14 protein-coding genes are annotated in these 16,076 nt (G+C 74.9%); 3 read left to right on the top strand and 11 right to left on the bottom strand.

Translation table 11 applies throughout. The features are described from left to right. Nucleotides 1-1,373: 1,373 nt before the first annotated feature. Together FHX32_RS31835 and FHX32_RS31830 are read right to left on the bottom strand one after the other, a co-directional pair. On the bottom strand, nt 1,374-2,924 hold the full coding sequence (locus FHX32_RS31835; RefSeq protein WP_167191522.1) for a replication-associated recombination protein A: 1,551 nt from the start codon (nt 2,922-2,924) through the stop codon (nt 1,374-1,376). A gap of 74 nt (nt 2,925-2,998) precedes the next feature. Beyond that, a complete protein-coding gene (locus tag FHX32_RS31830) occupies nt 2,999-3,211 on the bottom strand; it encodes a hypothetical protein (RefSeq protein ID WP_167191520.1) in 213 nt (70 codons plus the stop codon). Nucleotides 3,212-3,354: 143 nt separating this feature from the next. Between FHX32_RS31830 and FHX32_RS31825 the strand changes: the two genes are divergently transcribed. Beyond that, nucleotides 3,355-4,095, top strand: coding sequence for a GNAT family N-acetyltransferase (locus tag FHX32_RS31825; protein WP_167191518.1), 741 nt, complete (start codon nt 3,355-3,357; stop codon nt 4,093-4,095). A gap of 69 nt (nt 4,096-4,164) precedes the next feature. Here FHX32_RS31825 and FHX32_RS31820 read toward each other — a convergent pair whose 3' ends face one another. From FHX32_RS31820 to FHX32_RS31800, 5 genes are all read right to left on the bottom strand, one after another. Further along, nucleotides 4,165-5,514: an MFS transporter gene (locus tag FHX32_RS31820; RefSeq protein WP_167191516.1), complete on the bottom strand. Its 1,350-nt coding sequence runs from the start codon at nt 5,512-5,514 to the stop codon at nt 4,165-4,167. Nucleotides 5,515-5,590: 76 nt separating this feature from the next. Next, complete coding sequence (locus FHX32_RS31815; protein ID WP_167191514.1) at nt 5,591-6,178, bottom strand: winged helix-turn-helix domain-containing protein; 588 nt, start codon at nt 6,176-6,178, stop codon at nt 5,591-5,593. 88 nt (nt 6,179-6,266) lie between these two features. After that, nucleotides 6,267-7,079, bottom strand: coding sequence for a sugar nucleotide-binding protein (locus tag FHX32_RS31810; protein ID WP_167191512.1), 813 nt, complete (start codon nt 7,077-7,079; stop codon nt 6,267-6,269). Between the two features lie 108 nt (nt 7,080-7,187). Then, the gene (gene aspS / locus FHX32_RS31805; RefSeq protein ID WP_167191510.1) at nt 7,188-9,011 is read right to left on the bottom strand and encodes an aspartate--tRNA ligase; all 1,824 of its coding nucleotides are present in this window, start codon (nt 9,009-9,011) and stop codon (nt 7,188-7,190) included. A 158-nt stretch (nt 9,012-9,169) separates the two neighbouring features. Further along, nucleotides 9,170-10,219, bottom strand: a complete 1,050-nt coding sequence (locus FHX32_RS31800; RefSeq protein WP_167191508.1) for an alpha-lytic protease prodomain-containing protein — start codon at nt 10,217-10,219, stop codon at nt 9,170-9,172. A 250-nt stretch (nt 10,220-10,469) separates the two neighbouring features. On the opposite strand from FHX32_RS31800, the gene FHX32_RS31795 reads away from it, so the two are divergent. Continuing rightward, nucleotides 10,470-11,309, top strand: a complete 840-nt coding sequence (locus FHX32_RS31795; RefSeq protein ID WP_167191506.1) for an SGNH/GDSL hydrolase family protein — start codon at nt 10,470-10,472, stop codon at nt 11,307-11,309. A gap of 110 nt (nt 11,310-11,419) precedes the next feature. On the opposite strand, the gene FHX32_RS31790 is transcribed toward FHX32_RS31795, so the two are convergent. Beyond that, entirely contained in the window at nt 11,420-11,896 is a 477-nt protein-coding gene (locus FHX32_RS31790) for a winged helix-turn-helix transcriptional regulator (RefSeq protein WP_167191504.1), read from the bottom strand. Between the two features lie 56 nt (nt 11,897-11,952). Between FHX32_RS31790 and FHX32_RS31785 the strand changes: the two genes are divergently transcribed. Continuing rightward, a complete protein-coding gene (locus FHX32_RS31785) occupies nt 11,953-12,465 on the top strand; it encodes a PaaI family thioesterase (RefSeq protein WP_167191502.1) in 513 nt (170 codons plus the stop codon). A 223-nt stretch (nt 12,466-12,688) separates the two neighbouring features. Here FHX32_RS31785 and FHX32_RS31780 read toward each other — a convergent pair whose 3' ends face one another. The 3 genes from FHX32_RS31780 to FHX32_RS31770 form a co-directional block, all read right to left on the bottom strand. After that, on the bottom strand, nt 12,689-13,624 hold the full coding sequence (locus FHX32_RS31780) for an acyl-ACP desaturase (RefSeq protein ID WP_167191500.1): 936 nt from the start codon (nt 13,622-13,624) through the stop codon (nt 12,689-12,691). 90 nt (nt 13,625-13,714) lie between these two features. Continuing rightward, nucleotides 13,715-15,037, bottom strand: a complete 1,323-nt coding sequence (gene hisS / locus FHX32_RS31775) for a histidine--tRNA ligase (RefSeq protein ID WP_167191498.1) — start codon at nt 15,035-15,037, stop codon at nt 13,715-13,717. 146 nt (nt 15,038-15,183) lie between these two features. Next, nucleotides 15,184-15,903: an MBL fold metallo-hydrolase gene (locus FHX32_RS31770; RefSeq protein ID WP_167191496.1), complete on the bottom strand. Its 720-nt coding sequence runs from the start codon at nt 15,901-15,903 to the stop codon at nt 15,184-15,186. Nucleotides 15,904-16,076 lie beyond the last annotated feature (173 nt).

Below are 16,076 nucleotides of genomic sequence, written 5' to 3'. Positions count from 1 at the left end.
GGACCGCCGGCCGCGGGCCGCGGGGCCGTCGGCCGTCCGCGGACCGGCCACCGGCGGCTCGGGCGCCGCGCGCCGCCCGCGCACCGGCGGACCGGCCTCCGTCAGCGCGTCCACGGCCGCGCGGCGATCGGCGGCCGGCGAGCCGGGCAGGGGCCGCCGGCCGCGCGAGCCGGCCTGGCTGGGAGGCGGCGTCGGCTCGGCACCGGGTACCGGCGGGGCGTTGCCGGTCAGCGGCACCGGTGGGGGGTTGCCCGTCGGCGGCACCGACGCGGTGCCTCCGGTGCGGGGTGCCGGCGGCTCGTCGGCGGCCCGGCGGCGACCGCCACCGGGCGCCGGGCGGGGGGCGGCACCGCGACCGCGGACGGGCGCCGGGTCGACGTCCGGGCCACCGGCGGCCGGGCCGTCCGGTGGCCGGCCGATCGGATCGGCGGGCAGGCCGGGCTCGGCCGGGCCGCGCCGGGACCGCCCGGCCCGCGGCTCGCGCTCGGCCGGACCGGGGCGCGGGCCGCCGGCCGCGGGCGACGGGCCGCCGCCGGGCACCGGCACTCCGGCGCGGCCGGCGGGCGCGCCGCCCGGACGGCCGGGTTCCGTCGGCTCCCCCACCTGCGGTGGCCCGGCCAGCCCGCCGCGACGCGGCGCGGCCACGCCGGGGTCCGGCGCACCCGGGGCGGGCCGGCGACCGACGTCCGGGCCACCGGCGGCCGGCGGACGGGCCGGATCGACCGGGACCTGGCCCCGACCGGCCGGCTGGCGCGGCGGCCCGACCGGCGCGCCGGAGACCGGCCCGGTCGGTCCACCGGAGACCGGCCCGGTCGGTCCACCGGAGACCGGCCCGGTCGGTCCACCGGAGACGGGTCGGGGGCGCCGCTCGGCGCCGGGTAGCGGCCAGCCGGCGGCCGGCAGTGGGCCCTGCCGGCCGGGCGGAACGGCGGCGCCGGGCGGAACGGCGGCGCCGGGCACCGCCGGGTTGCCGGGGTGCGGCCGGTCGGCGGGCCGACCCGCCGGCCGGGGCGGCTCGGCCGCGCCGGGCCAGGGACCGTCGACCGGACGGGAACGGGGCGGCTCCGCCTCACCGCGACGGTGCGGCGGCGTCGCGGGAGGACCGCCGACCGGACCGCGCGGGGCGTCCGGACCGGGTGGCACCGGGGCGCCGGGGCGCGCGGGCAGGGCCGGCTCCGGCGCTCCGCCGCCGGGACCCAGCTCGGTGCGCTGCTGCTTGGCCGTACGCAGGTCGTCGATCCAGCCGAACTCCTCGCCGCTGATCGGCTCCTCCGGCTCGGCCTCCGCCTTGCCCCGGCCCCAGCGGCGGCCCTTGGCGCGGGAATCGCGCCGCTCGTCCGGGCCGTCCTCCGGTCGCTCCGAACCACGCGATCTCACTGCTGACCCTCCCCGGCGGCGTTGCTGCCGCCAACCTGTGCCGCGCCGGCGCCCGGGCCCGTCGACCGACGGCCGTTGCCCGACGCGTCCCCCCCGACCGGCGCCACCGGTCGCGTGCTCTGCTCGGTCGCCGCGCCCTCCGGCCGGGCCTCCGCCGGGGCCGCCGGTGCCGGCAGGCCCCGGACGATCCGCCGCAGCAGGGGCAGCCGGGTGGCCACCGCCCGCTCGGCGCCGTGCTGGCTGGGCTGGTAGTAGTCGGTGCCGACGAGGTCGTCCGGCACGTACTGCTGGGTGACCACGCCGCGCTGGTCGTCGTGCGGGTAGCGGTAGCCGGTGCCGTGACCGAGCCCCTTGGCGCCGGCGTAGTGGGCGTCGCGCAGCCCGCGCGGCACCGGCCCGCCCCGACCGGCCCGCACGTCGGCGATCGCCGCCCCGATCGCGGTGGTGGCCGAGTTCGACTTCGGCGCGGTGGCCAGGTGGATCACCGCCTGGGCGAGGTTGAGCTGCGCCTCGGGCAGGCCGACGTACTCCACGGCGTGCGCCGCGGCGGTGGCCACGCCCAACGCGCCCGGGTCGGCCATGCCCACGTCCTCGCTGGCGAAGATGACCAGGCGACGGGCGATGAACCGGGCGTCCTCCCCGGCCACCAGCATCCGGGCCAGCCAGTGCAGCGCCGCGTCCACGTCCGAGCCGCGCATGCTCTTGATGAACGCACTGGTCACGTCGTAGTGGGCGTCGCCGGCCCGGTCGTAGCGGACCGCCGCCACGTCGACCGCCTGCTCGGCGGTCGCCAGGTCGATCCGGCCGGTGCCGAGCGCGGTGGCGGAGGCGGCGGCCGCCTCCAGCGCGGTGAGCGCCTTGCGGACGTCGCCGCCGGCGAGCCGGACCAGGTGGTCCTCGGCCTCGGCCGCCAGGGTCAGCGCCCCGGCCAGACCGCGCTGGTCGGCGACCGCGCGGCGCAGCAGACCACGCACCGCCGCGTCGTCCAGCGGCTGGAGGGTGAGCAGCACGCACCGGGACAGCAGCGGCGAGATGACCGAGAAGTACGGGTTCTCGGTGGTCGCGGCGAGCAGCGTGACGGTGCGGTCCTCGACCGCGGCGAGCAGCGAGTCCTGCTGGGTCTTGCTGAACCGGTGCACCTCGTCGATGAAGAGCACGGTCTGCGGCCCGCCCGACCGGCGCTGGCGGCGGGCCGTGTCGATCACCGCCCGGACGTCCTTGACGCCGGCGGAGAGCGCCGACATGGCGACGAACCGGCGGTCGGTGGCCCGGGCCACCAGGTGCGCGATCGTGGTCTTGCCACTGCCCGGCGGGCCCCACAGGATGACCGACATCGGCGCGCCGCCGGAGACCAGCTGCCGCAGCGGGGCCCCCGGGGCGAGCAGGTGGTCCTGCCCGACCAGCTCGTCCAGGCTCGCCGGACGCATCCGGACGGGCAGGGGCGAATCCGCCGCCACCGCGGTGAAGCCGTCCACACCGGCGGAACCCGCGGGGGCGCTGGGCGCTCCGGCGGGTTCACCGAGGGAGAAGAGGGCGTCGGACTCCATCACGAGAACAGTACCGGGCCGGATCCGCGACGCCGGAATCGCGCCGCGGGCCCGGCCCGGGTGATCGCTTCCGGTCAGCCCCGCCCCGGGCGCCGACCGCGGTACCAGCGGCCCCGGCCGCCGCCGCCCGGGCCGCTGCCCACCCCCGCCAGGTAGAGCGAGAGCAGCAGCAAACCGATGAGCACGAGGGTGTTCCAGTTGAACAGGTCCGGCGCGCCGAAGTTGGTGTTCAGCAGGTCCAGCAGCAGGGCGAAGCCGAAAACGATGGCCGCGAGAATGGCGAGCATGTCGTTCCTCCGGTAGGGGGTCCCAGTAGGTCGCGCGGGATGTACCCAATCGGTCCGCGCGCCAATCTCCACCGTGGACCGGCCTGGTCACCGGTGCGCCGGACCCGCCGCGGCGACCGCCGCCGGGGCTCTACGCTGACCACATGATCATCGCCGACCAGGTCCTGGAGGGGCGGGACGCCATCCTGGCGGCCGCCGGTCACCACCCGTACGCCCGGCACGCGCTCTGGCACGGCGGGCGGCCGCGCGGCTGGCAGCGCGACGGCGCCCTGATCTGGCTGCTCCCCGTCGAAAACGGGCCCGCCGGCGGCGCGCTCGGCGCCGCCGCGGCGGCGGTCGAGGTGGCCGCCGGGCTGGCCGCCGCCGGGGCGCTCGCACCGGGCCAGTGGCTGCACCTGCCCCGGCTCGCCCCCGCGGCGCTGGCCGGGCGGCTCTCCGTCGACCGGCACGACGAGTGGGACTTCCACTGGACCGCCACCCCGCCACCACCCCAGCCGGGCGAGGAGCGGGTGGTCCGGCTCACCGAGGCCGACCACCCGGCGCTCGCCGAACTGATCGACCGCGCCTTCCCCACCACCACCTCGCGCCCCGGCGACCCCCGGGTGGTCGACTGGTACGGCATCCGTGACGGCGACCGGCTGATCGCCTGCGGGGCGGACCGCAGCCGGGGCGACATCGGCTTCCTCGCCGGCCTGACCGTCGCGCCCGACCGGCGCGGCCGGGGCCTGGGCGCGGCGCTCACCGCCGGGATGACCCGGGCCCTGTTCGCCGGCCACGACACCGTGGCCCTCGGCGTCTACACGGCCAACGTCGGCGCCGTCCGCCTCTACCGTCGCCTCGGCTTCACCAGCACGCTCCCCCGCAGCTCGGTCCGCCTCACCTGATCCGCCCGGCTCGCCCCCGCAGGCCGCCGCCGGCGGGCTCATCGTTCGCCGGTCGAGCGGGTCGACCGGTCAGCCGGGGTGGGCCGGGGTGGACGCTGCTGTGGCCGCGGCCTCCGGTCGCCGGTCGGTCGGGGTGTCGTCCGCGCCGGGCTCCCCGCCCCGGTCGGAGACGTCCGGGGTGGCGACGGTGCGGCCGGCGCGCCAGGCGGGCAGGTAGAGCGGGGCGGCGACGGCCAGCACCACCGCGCCGACCAGCATGGCCGCGGTGACGCTCACCATGTCGGCCAGCGCGGTGAGCACGATCGCGCCGACCGCGAAACCGGGCTGACCCATCATCGAGTTCAGCGAGATCACGCTGGTCCGGTAGGGACCGTCGACCTGCCGGTGCAGCAGCCCCATGTGCAGCGGGTTGGACGCCCCGTGCACGGTGTAGCAGGCCAAGTAGGCGACCAGCACCCCGACCGGGCCGGCGAAGAGCCCCATCCCGACCACCGTGGCGCCCTGGACGATGCGCAGCAGTGCGGCGCTCGGAGCGGCGCCCAGCCAGCGCAGCAGCAGCGGGGTGACCGCGGCGCCGGCCGCGCCGGCCAGCCAGGCCGCCGAGTTGGCCGGCCCGAGCAGCGCCGCCGCCCGGTCCGGGTCGCCGACCACCTCGGCGAGGCGCACCGGCAGCAGCGACTCGAAGGTGACCATCCCGAAGCCCCAGAACAGCTCGACGGCCACCAGCGCGAGCAGTACCCGGGAGCGGCGCAGCAGGCCGACCGCCTGGCCCACCATCCGCGGCGCCTCGACGACCGACGCCCGCAGTGCCCCGGCGCCCTTGGCCGGGTGGACCTCCCGCAGCAGCACCAACAGGGCGATCAGGGCCACCGCCTGGAGCGCGATCGCGGCCAGCACCGGCACGGTGAGCGCGCTGACCGGCCCGAGCGGGCCGAGCGCGACCAGGCCGCCGCCGAGCAGCGCGCCGGCGCTGACGGCCACGCCGATGACAGTGCCGGCGTAGCCGAGGCCCGGCTCGTACGTCGCCTCCGGATCGGCGGCCAGCGTGGCGTCGACGTACCAGGACTCCAGCGGGCCGCTGTCCAGCGCCCGGAAGACCCCCTGCAACGCCCAGACCAGGAAGAAGAGCGCGAACGAGTCGGCCACCGCGAAGAGCGCGAGGGCGCCGAGGTTGATCAGCCAGGCGGTGACCAGGACCGGGCGGCGGCCGAGCGCGTCGGCGAGCCCGCCGGTGGGCAGCTCCAGGGCCAGCACGACCAGCCCCTGCGCGACCGACACCAGGCCGATCTGGGACAGCGTCAGGCCGCGCTCCTGCATCAGCAGGATCATCACCGGGATCATCAGGCCGGTGGGCAGCCAGCGCAGCCCGTGCAGCAGCAGGAAGCGGCGCCGGACCTGGCGTACGGACAGGGCGCTCACGCCGCCGCTCCGCTTTGCTCCGCGCCGCCGTGCGGCACCTTCGCACTGAGCCTGATGGTTCGCTCGCTGCGCTCGCTCATCGCATCTCCTCGATCATCGGATACGCGGCCATGAAGACCTGAACCTGTTCGGCATCGGGGGCGTCGGCGTCGCTCTCCTCGCGGTGGCGCTCCAGCAGCTCCCACACCTCGGTCTTGAGCTGCTCCAGCCGGGCCGGCGACATCCTCATGAAGATGTCGCCCATGCCGAGGGCGTCCCGCCAGGCGGGTGACCACTCGTGCTGGCTGGCGAACCAGCGCTCGGCGTGCTCCACCAGGTGCCGCACCTGGTCGCCCTGGATCCACTCGATGGCGGCCCGGGCGTCCGGGTCGTCGTCGAAGTCGGTGGGTTCCCAGTTGGTGACGTCGTGCGCGGCCCGCCACCAGCGCTGCCGCCCGCTGGCCAGGTCGGGGGCCTCGACGACGAGGCCGACCTGGGCGAGCTGGCGCAGGTGGTAGCTGGTCGCGCCGGTGTTGGTGTGCAGCAGTTCGGCGAGGGTGGTGGCGGTGGCGGGCCCCTTCACCCGCAGCGCGCCGACCAGCCGCATCCGCAGCGGGTGCGCCAGCACGCGCACCTGCTGATGGTTCAGCCGGACGGCGCGGGGCTCGGCTCTCTCGTCGCTCATGCATGCACAATATCTGTGCACACTTTCTATGCACAAGAGTTGTGCATAGAAAGTGTGCATGGGTGAACGGGGATCGCGGCGGGTCAGGTCAGCTTGCGAGGAGTTCCCGGACGCCGCGCACCCGGGCGCGCAGCAGTCCGGCGGCACGGGACGAGTCGAGGCGTACGTCGGTCGGGCGGAGCACGCCCGCGGCGGCGCCGGTGGTGGTCTTCATGCCGGCCGGGTCGATGCCGGCCCGCGCGGCGACCAGCAGGCCCAGCTCCGCGCGGCTGACCGCGTCCGGGCCGGCCACGTTGAGCGGGCCGGCGTAGTCGGTGCCGACCAGTTCCAGCACGGCGGCGGCCAGATCGGTGACGTCGATCGGGCAGCGGAGTTCGTCGGTGAACAGGCTCGCCCGGCCGGCGAGGGCGTCATGGCAGAGCTGGATCTGCTTGCTCCCCTCGCCCAGGATCAGCGAGGTACGCACCAGCGCCGCGCCCGGGTCGAGGACGCGGACCGCGGTCTCGGCCGCCGCCTTGGCCGCCCCGTACGGGAACACCGGGCTGGGCGGCTCGTCGTCGCCGTACGGCTCGGGGCGGCCGGCGTGCAGCGCGTCGCTGGAGATGTGCACCAGCCGGGCGTCCGCCTCGGCCGCGGCGTACCCGACGTTCGCCGCGCCGTCCGCGGTGACCGCCCAGTCGCCGTACCGGTAGGGGGTGCTCACGACCGCGTCCGGGCGCACCTCGGCGACCAGCGCACGGACCGCGGCCCGGTCGGTCACGTCCAGCCGCCGCGCCGCCACCCCCGGCACCCCGATCGCCCCCGAGTGGTACGTCCCCGTCACCGACCACCCGGCCCCCACGGCCCGCCGACAAACCTCCCCACCCAGAAACCCACTACCCCCCACCACGAGCAGCCTCATCCCCCGCCCTCCCCCACGAAACGATCAAGAGGTTCGCGTCATGTCGACTTGCCGATCATGACGCAAACCCCTTGATCACGGGGGCCGGCCGGGTCGGGGCCGGGTGGGTCAGGTGGGGTCGGCTACCGGGGCGGCGGGGCCGGCGGTGCCGGTGTGCGGGGCGACCTGCGGCTTGGGCTTGGCGTCGATGCCGGCCTCGGTGCGCTGCTGCGCGGTGATCGGGGTGGGCGCGCCGGTCAGCGGGTCGAAGCCGCCGCGGGTCTTCGGGAACGCGATCACCTCGCGGATCGAGTCCGCGCCGGCGAGCAGCATGCAGACCCGGTCCCAGCCGAAGGCGATGCCGCCGTGCGGCGGCGGGCCGTACTTGAACGCCTCCAGCAGGAAGCCGAACTTGTCCTGCGCCTCCTCGGGCGTGATGCCGAGCAGGTCGAAGACCCGCCGCTGCACGTCGCCCCGGTGGATACGGATCGAGCCGCCGCCGATCTCGTTGCCGTTGCAGACGATGTCGTACGCGTACGCCAGCGCCCGGTCCGGCGCCTCCTCGAACCGGTCCACCCACTCGGCGTTCGGCGAGGTGAACGGGTGGTGCACGGCCGTCCAGCCGCCCGCCGCGCCGTTCTCCTGGTCGGAGGCCGGCTCGAACATCGGCGCGTCGACCACCCAGCAGAACGCCCAAGCGCTCTCGTCGACCAGCCCGGCCCGCTTGGCGATCTCGATCCGGGCCGCGCCGAGCAGTTCCTGCGCCTCCCGGATGTTGGCGCTGGCGGCGAAGAAGATGGCGTCGCCCGGCTTGGCGCCGACCGCGTCGGCCAGCCCGGCCAGGTGCGCCTCGGAGAGGTTCTTGGCCACCGGGCCACGGGCCTCGCCGGTCTCCGCGTCGAGCACCACGTACGCCAGGCCGCGCGCGCCGCGCGCCTTGGCCCAGTCCTGCCAGCCGTCCAGCTCCTTGCGGCTCTGGCCGGCCCCACCGGGCATCACCACCGCGCCGACGTAGCCGCCCGCGTCGATCGCACCGGCGAACACCCGGAACTCGGTGCCGCGCAGGTAGTCGGTCAGCTCGGTCAGCTCGACGCCATAGCGCAGGTCCGGCTTGTCCGAGCCGTACCGGGCCATCGCGTCGTGCCAGGTGATCCGCGGGATCGGCCGGGAGATCTCGTGCCCGGCCAGGTCCTTCCAGAGCGCGGCGACGATCGCCTCGCCGAGGTCGATCACGTCGTCCTCGGTGACGAAGGACATCTCGATGTCGAGCTGGGTGAACTCCGGCTGCCGGTCGGCGCGGAAGTCCTCGTCCCGGTAGCAGCGGGCGATCTGGTAGTACCGCTCCATGCCGCCGACCATCAGCAGCTGCTTGAACAGCTGCGGCGACTGCGGCAGCGCGTACCAGCTGCCGGGCTGCAGGCGCACCGGCACCAGGAAGTCGCGGGCGCCCTCGGGCGTCGAGCGGGTCAGCGTCGGGGTCTCGATCTCCAGGAAGTCCCGCTCGTGCAGCACCGCGCGGGCCAGCTGGTTGGCCCGCGAGCGCAGCCGCATGGCCTTCGCCGGCCCGCTGCGGCGCAGGTCCAGGTAGCGGTAGCGGAGCCGGACGTCGTCGCCGGCCTCGACCTGGTCGTCCACCGGCAGCGGCAGCGGCGCCGCCTCGGAGAGCACCTCCAGCTCGGCGGCGGTCACCTCGACCTCGCCGGTGGGCAGGTCGGGGTTCTCGTTGCCCTCCGGGCGGCGGGTCACCTCACCGGTCACCCGGACGCAGAACTCGTTGCGCAGCGCGTGCGCGTCCTCCTCGCGGAACACCACCTGGACCACGCCGGAGCCGTCGCGCAGGTCGACGAAGATCACGCCGCCGTGGTCGCGCCGGCGGGCCACCCACCCGGCGAGCGTCACCGTGGTGCCGGCGTCCGTCGCGCGCAGGCTGCCGGCGTCATGGGTACGGATCACGACTTGCGTCTCCTCATCTGCGGTACACGTCTGCTCCCCGCATTCTGTCAGGGTCCACCGGCGCCGGCTGGCACCGGGCGCTCCTACCCCGCGTTACCCGGCCCGGACACGCGGGCGGGCCGCCGGATCGTTCCGGCGGCCCGCTGGCGTGCGTCCGGTCAGTAGATGCTGACGCCGTAGCGGCTCAGCGCCTCGGTGACCGGCTGGAAGTAGGTGGTGCCGCCGGTGGTGCAGTTGCCGCTGCCGCCGGAGGTCAGGCCCAGCGCGGTGCTGCCGGCGAAGAGCGGGCCGCCGCTGTCGCCCGGCTGGGCGCAGACGGTGGTGCGGATCAGGCCGTAGACGCTGCCCTCGGCGTAGTTGACCGTGGCGTTGAGGGCGGTCACCGAGCCGCTGCGCAGGCCGGTGGTGCTACCGGAGCGCTGCACGGACTGGCCGACGTAGGCGTTGCCGGCACCGGTGATGTCCCGGTAGCTGCCGTTGTAGAGGTAGACGTTGCCCGGCTTCGAGATGCTGCTGCTGTACCGGACGATGCCGTAGTCGTTGCCCGGGAAGCTGGTACCGGCGCGCGGACCGAGGTAGGTGGTCTGCGACGAGTTGGCGTACCAGCTCGACGAGATGTTGGTGCAGTGCCCGGCGGTCAGGAAGTAGTAGGTGCTGCCGCTGCGCACGTTGAAGCCGAGCGAGCAGCGCCCGCCGCCGCCGGCGTAGATGGCGTGGCCGCCGGAGATCCGGGTGCTCAGCACGCCGGGCTCGGCCTCGATCCGGACCGCGCCGTTGGCCCGCGCGGCGGCCGCCTTGACCCGCTCCAGCTTGGCGCCGGTGACCGTGCTGTCGACGGAGACCACCACCTGGTTGGTCGCCGGGTCGGTCCACCAGGCGGTGCCCGGGATCTTGGCGCTGCTCTCCAGCTCGCTGGTGGCCCGGGCCAGCTCGGCCGCGCCGCGGGTGACCAGCTTCGGGGTGGCGCCGGCCGCCCGGACCTGACGGGCCGCGGCCGCGTCGGTCACGGTGACGACCATTCTGCCGGTGGCGTCGGCGTACGTGCCGGCGGACCGCTCGCCGAGTCGCTCAGCCAGGCCGGCCGCGGCGTCGGGGGTGGCAGCCGCGGGTGCCGCCTGGGCGGGTGCGCCGAGCAGTGAGCCGGCGACCAGGGCTCCGGCCGCGGCCACGGTGGCGGCGCGGCGGAGAAGTGACCTCGTGGGTCGCATGGAACAACCTCCCGGGTGGGGGTGACGGGGCCGCGCCGGGGGTGACGGGCCCGAGGGCGATGCCGGCCGATCGGGGGCAACCGGCCGGACTGAGTGAAGTATTCACATGTTTAAGATCCTCGGCAAGACCCCGTTTGCCCGTATTGACCCGACACCCCGATGTAACACCGGCGCAACATTGTGGACAGAGAGCGTCATCTATACGATCTGGCCACCGCGCAGTTTCGGCACCCGTGATCCGGAGGCCACCATGTCCCTCGCCCGCCGCGCGCTGGCCGCCCTCGCCAGCGCCACCGCCACCGTCACCCTGCTCGCCGCCGCCCCCTCCCCCGCCCAGGCCGACCCCGGCCCGCCGCCGAGCTCGATGGCGAGCCTCGGCGACTCCATCACCCGCGGCTTCAACGCCTGCGGCTGGTACGTCGACTGCACCTCGCGCTCGTTCAGCACCGGCGACTACGCCACCGTCAACAGCCACTACCTGCGGATCCGCGCCGTCAACCCGGCGATCGGCGGCCGCAACCACAACGACGCCCGGTCCGGGGCGAAGTCGGCCGACATGTACGGGCAGGCCGGCACCGCGGTCAGCCAGGGCGTCGGCTACGTCACCATGCTGATCGGCGCGAACGACGCCTGCACCAGCTCGGAGTCGACCATGACCCCGGTGAGCACGTTCCGGGCGAACATCGACTCCGCACTGAACCGGCTCAAGGCCGGCCTGCCCACGGCCCGGGTGCTGGTGATCAGCATCCCCGACATCCACCGGCTCTGGTCCGTCGGCCGGACCAGCGGCAGCGCCCGCACCGCCTGGTCGCTCTTCGGCATCTGCCAGTCCATGTTGGCCAACCCGACCTCCACCGCGCAGGCCGACGTCGACCGGCGGGCCCGGGTCCGGCAGCGGGTGGTCGACTACAACACCCAGCTGGCCCAGGCCTGCGCCGCGTACGGCACCAACTGCCTGTTCGACGGCAACGCGGTGTTCGGCTACCCGTTCACCCTCAGCCAGCTCTCCGGCTGGGACTACTTCCACCCGAACACCAGCGGCCAGCAGGTGCTGGCGAGCGTGTCGTACGCCGCCGGCTTCCGCTGGTAGCGACGCCCCCGGCGCGCGGGCGGCCACCCCGTCCGCGCGCCCCCGTCCGTCTCACCGGCCGCCGGGCTCCGCTGGCCGCGCCCGGCGTACCGGAGCCGCTGCCGGACCGCTCAGTCGACCCGGCGGCGCGCCCCCGGGCCCGGCCGGGGCACCACGTCGCGCGCCGCGGTCACCGGGTGTCCCCGCTCGCAGCGCAGCTCGACGCGCACCTCGCCGCCGCAGTCTCGGTGCCCGACGCTCAACGGCGAGCCGTCCGGGTCGGCCAGGTAGCGGTCCCCCCAGCCGAGCACGGCGACCAGCACCGGCCAGAGGTCGAGCCCCTTGTCGGTCAACCGGTACTCGTGCCGTTCCCGGCTGCCCGGCTCCCGGTACGGCTGCCTGCGCAGCACCCCCTGCTCGACCAGGGCGGCCAGCCGGTTGGTGAGCACCTGGCGGGGGATCCCGGTGCGGATCCGCATGTCGTCGAAGCGGCGCACGCCGTTGAAGACCTCGCGGAGCACCACCAGGGTCCACTTCTCGCCGAGGACCGCCATCGCCCGGGCGATGGTGCAGTTCTCCACCGACCAGTCCAGCGCGGGGGGTCTCATGCCCTCCAGGCTAGGTCTGATTGACAGACTCAGCAACGGACTGCCAGGCTGAGTCCATGACGCAGACGCAGGCGCGCAGCCGTACCTTCTCCTGGTCCGACCCGGGCCTCAACGCCGCGCTCGTCGGCCGGCGCAGCGGGCTGGAGCTGCTCCGCGCGATGATCGCCGGCGAGCTGGCCGCGCCGCCGGTGATGCACCTGATCGACATGGCCCGGATGGAGGCCGACGAGGGCCGGGTCGCGGTCGAGCTGGTGCCGCAGGAGTTCCACTACAACCCGCTCGGCACCGTGCACGGCGGGGTCATCTCCACCCTGCTGGACACCGCGGCGGCCTGCGCCGTGCACACCACGCTGCCGGCCGGCGTCGGCTACACCTCGCTCGACCTGAACGTGAAGTTCCTACGTCCGGTCACCGTGGACTCCGGCGTCCTGCGCTGCGAGGGCACCGTCCTGCAGCGCGGCCGCCGCACCGCGCTGGCGGAGGCGAAGCTCGTCGACGCCCAGGCCCGCCTGGTCGCCCACGCCACCTCCACCTGCCTCCTCCTCCCCCTCACCTCCCCCACACCCTGACCCGCCCCACCCCCCACGCGATCTTGCAGTTTCCGCCCCTGATACGCGTGGAATGCGGCTTTGGCCGGGGCACCAAGTGCAAGACCGCCGGGAAGGCCGCTGCGGGCGCGGTCGGTGCGAGATCGCCGGAGAGCCGCTCCGGGCGCGGTCGTCGTCGTGAGAGCCAGCGACGATCGCGCCCGGAGCACCGGGAAGCGGGAGCGCCGGGGGTGACGCGAGTCGGTCAGCCGGCGGCGGCCAGTCGGGCCCGGCGGGCGTCCCGCTTGTCCTCGAACCGGGCGGCGGCGCGCTCCAGGTCGTCGAGCTGGCGGGCGAGCTGGTCGCGGGCGGCCTCGCCGTCGGCGTCCAGGCCGGTGACGTTCCAGACGTCCCACTGCCGCAGCACCGGCACCAGCACCTCGTCCCGGTGCTGGCGCAGGTCGTAGATGCCGGCGAGCGCGATCGCCACCGACTTGCGGGCGAAGCCCTCGATCCCGTTGCCGGGCATCTGGAAGTCGGCCACCACGTCCGCCACCGCCCGCATCGCCTGGCTGGGCGCCAGCTCGAAGGCGGCGGCCAGCAGGTTGCGGTAGAAGACCATGTGCAGGTTCTCGTCCGCGGCGACCCGGGTCAGCAGCGCCTCGCACACCGGGTCGCCGGTGGCCCGGCCGGTGTTGCGGTGCGAGATCCGGGTGGCCAGCTCCTGGAACGACACGTACGCCAGCGAGTGCAGCACCTCGTCGTCGTGCGCGTTGACGTAACCCGCCGACATGTGCGCCATCCGGGCCCGCTCCAGGGCGACCGGGTCGACCGCCCGGGTCACCGTCAGGTAGTCCCGGATCGCCGTGCCGTGCCGCCCCTCCTCCGCCGTCCACCGATGCACCCAGGTGCCCCAGGCGCCGTCCCGGCCGAACAGGGTGGCGATCTCGTGGTGGTACGAGGGCAGGTTGTCCTCGGTGAGCAGGTTGACCACCAGCGCGGTCCGGGCCACCTCGGGAATGGCCGAGTCGGCATCCGACCACGGCTGACCGTCCAGCGGGCCGTCGAAGGTGCGTCCCTCGCTCCACGGCACGTACTCGTGCGGGAACCACTCCTTCGCCAGCGAGAGGTGCCGGTCGAGGTTGTGTTCGACCACCGGCTCCAGCTCGATGAGAAGCGCGGTCTGGCTCAGTGCGGTCACAAGGTTCTCCCTACGGTGGCGTAACTTACGCCACCGTAGGTCCGATCGTCGGTCCGCGCCAGTCCCGTCCCAGCCGGGCGCCGGAGCGGCTCAGCCCACCAGCGGCTTCAGGTCCACCTCCGGGGGCATCCACACGCCGGCCGCCGCGGGCACCTGCGCACCCGAGCGGATGTCCTTCACCTCGTCCTGCGCGGCCCCGGGGAACCAGACGTACGGGATGCCGCGCCGCTCGGCGTAGCGGATCTGCTTGCCGAACTTCGCCGCGCTCGGCGACACCTCGGTGGGCACCCCCCGGGACCGCAGCGCCTCGGCCACCCGGTTGCTCACCCCGCGCTGCTCCTCGCTGGTCACCGCCACCAGCACGCAGGTCGGCACGTCCCGCGAGACGGTCAGCGCCCCGGCGCCGAAGAGCAGGCCGAGCAGCCGGGTCACCCCGATCGAGATGCCCACCCCGGGGAACCGGACGGTGCCGGCGCTGGCCAGGTTGTCGTACCGGCCGCCGGAGCAGATCGAGCCGAACCGCTCGTAGCCGACCAACTGCGTCTCGTAGACCGTGCCGGTGTAGTAGTCCAGACCGCGCGCGATCCGCAGGTCGGCCACGCAGAGCCCGGGGGCGTGCTCGGCGGCGGTCTCCACCACCCGGACGAGCTCTTCGATCCCCTCGTCGAGCAGCGGGTCGGTCACCCCGAGGGCGCGCACCGCGTCGGCGAAGGAGGCGTCCGACGCGGAGATCTCGGCCAGCGCCAGGGCGGCCTTCGCCTGCGCCTCGCTCGCCCCGGCGGTCTCGGCCAGCAGTTCGGCGACCTTCGCCGGGCCGATCTTGTCGAGCTTGTCGACCGCGCGCAGCGCCGCCTCCGGGTCGGCGATCCCCACCCCCCGGTAGAAGCCTTCGCAGATCTTGCGGTTGTTGACCTGGATACGCACCGGCGGGATCGGCAGCGAGCGCAGCGCGTCGCCGACCACCAGCGGCATCTCCGCCTCGTGGTGCGGCGCGAGGGTGTCCCGGTCGACGATGTCGATGTCGGCCTGGACGAACTCGCGGTAGCGCCCCTCCTGCGGCCGCTCCCCCCGCCACACCTTCTGGATCTGGTAACGCCGGAACGGGAACTGCAGCTTGCCGGCGTTCTCCAGCACGTACCGGGCGAACGGCACGGTCAGGTCGAAGTGCAGGCCGAGCGAGTCGTCGCCGGCCGGGCCCTCGGCGTCGGCCTGCAACCGGCGGATCACGTAGACCTCCTTGGAGGTCTCCCCCTTGCGCAGCAACTGCTCCAGCGGCTCCACCGCGCGGGTCTCCAGCGGGGCGAAGCCGTACAGCTCGAAGGTGCCGCGGATCCGGTCCAGCACGTACTGCTCGATCATCCGCTGCGGCGGCGTCCACTCGGGGAAGCCGGAGATGGGCGTGGGCTTACTCATCGCCGATCTCCGCTGCGCTCCGATCGGCGACGAGGCTCGCCGCGCTGTACCAGATTGTTCGCTCGCTTCGCTCACTCATGCGTACTCCTTGGCGATCCGCGCGGCGCGCGGTGAGGTCGTGGGCCCGCGCGCGGCGCGGGCGGGGGTCACCAGCCTCGGCTGGGAGCGGCCGGTCGCGCGCCGTCGGCGCCCGCCACCTCGATGAGGTACGGGTTGGTCGCGCGCTCGCGGCCGATGGTGGTCGCGGGGCCGTGGCCGGGCAGGACGACGGTGTCGTCGGCCAGCGGGAGGATCTTGCTCCGCAGGCTGGCGAGCATCGTCGGCAGGTCGCCACCCGGCAGGTCGGTGCGGCCGATGGAGCCGGCGAACAGCACGTCCCCGGAGAGGCAGACCTCCTCCGCCTCCCACGGCGAGCCGGCGCCGGGCAACCGGAACAGCACCGACCCGCCGGTATGGCCCGGTGCGTGGTCGACGGTGATCTTCAGCCCGGCGAGGTCGAGGGTGAGCCCGTCGGTCAGCTCGGCGACGTCCTCCGGCTCGGCGTAGGGCAGCCGCCCGCCGAACAGCGCGGTGAGGTCGGCGGAGAGCCCCTTGGCCGGGTCGGCCAGCATCTCCCGGTCGTCCGGGTGCACGTACGCGGTGATGCCGCGGGCACCGCACACCGGCGCGACCGAGAAGGTGTGGTCCAGGTGGCCGTGGGTGAGCAGCACGGCGGCCGGGTGCAGGCGGTGCTCGGCGAGCAGCGCGTCGAGCCGGTCGAGCACCCCGATCCCGGGGTCGACCACCACGCACTGTTCCCCGGGCGCGGCGGCGACCACGTAGCAGTTGGTGCCGAAGGCGTCCGCGGGAAAGCCGGCCACCAGCACGGGCGATCCCCTTCCGTCGAGCTGTGCGTCCCTGCGAGCAGCCTAACCGGCGGCGCGACCGGGTTCGGCGCATCCGTCCCGCCCGCCCCGTCCGGCACAGTGACGGGCTCCGATAAACGCAGCCCGGACCTCGTACACCACATTCCCAGCCGGTAGCCGTACACTCTGGCGGG

It is taken from the genome of Micromonospora sp. CNZ280, from assembly GCF_011759515.1.
This window is presented reverse-complemented; position numbering and strand designations above follow the sequence as displayed.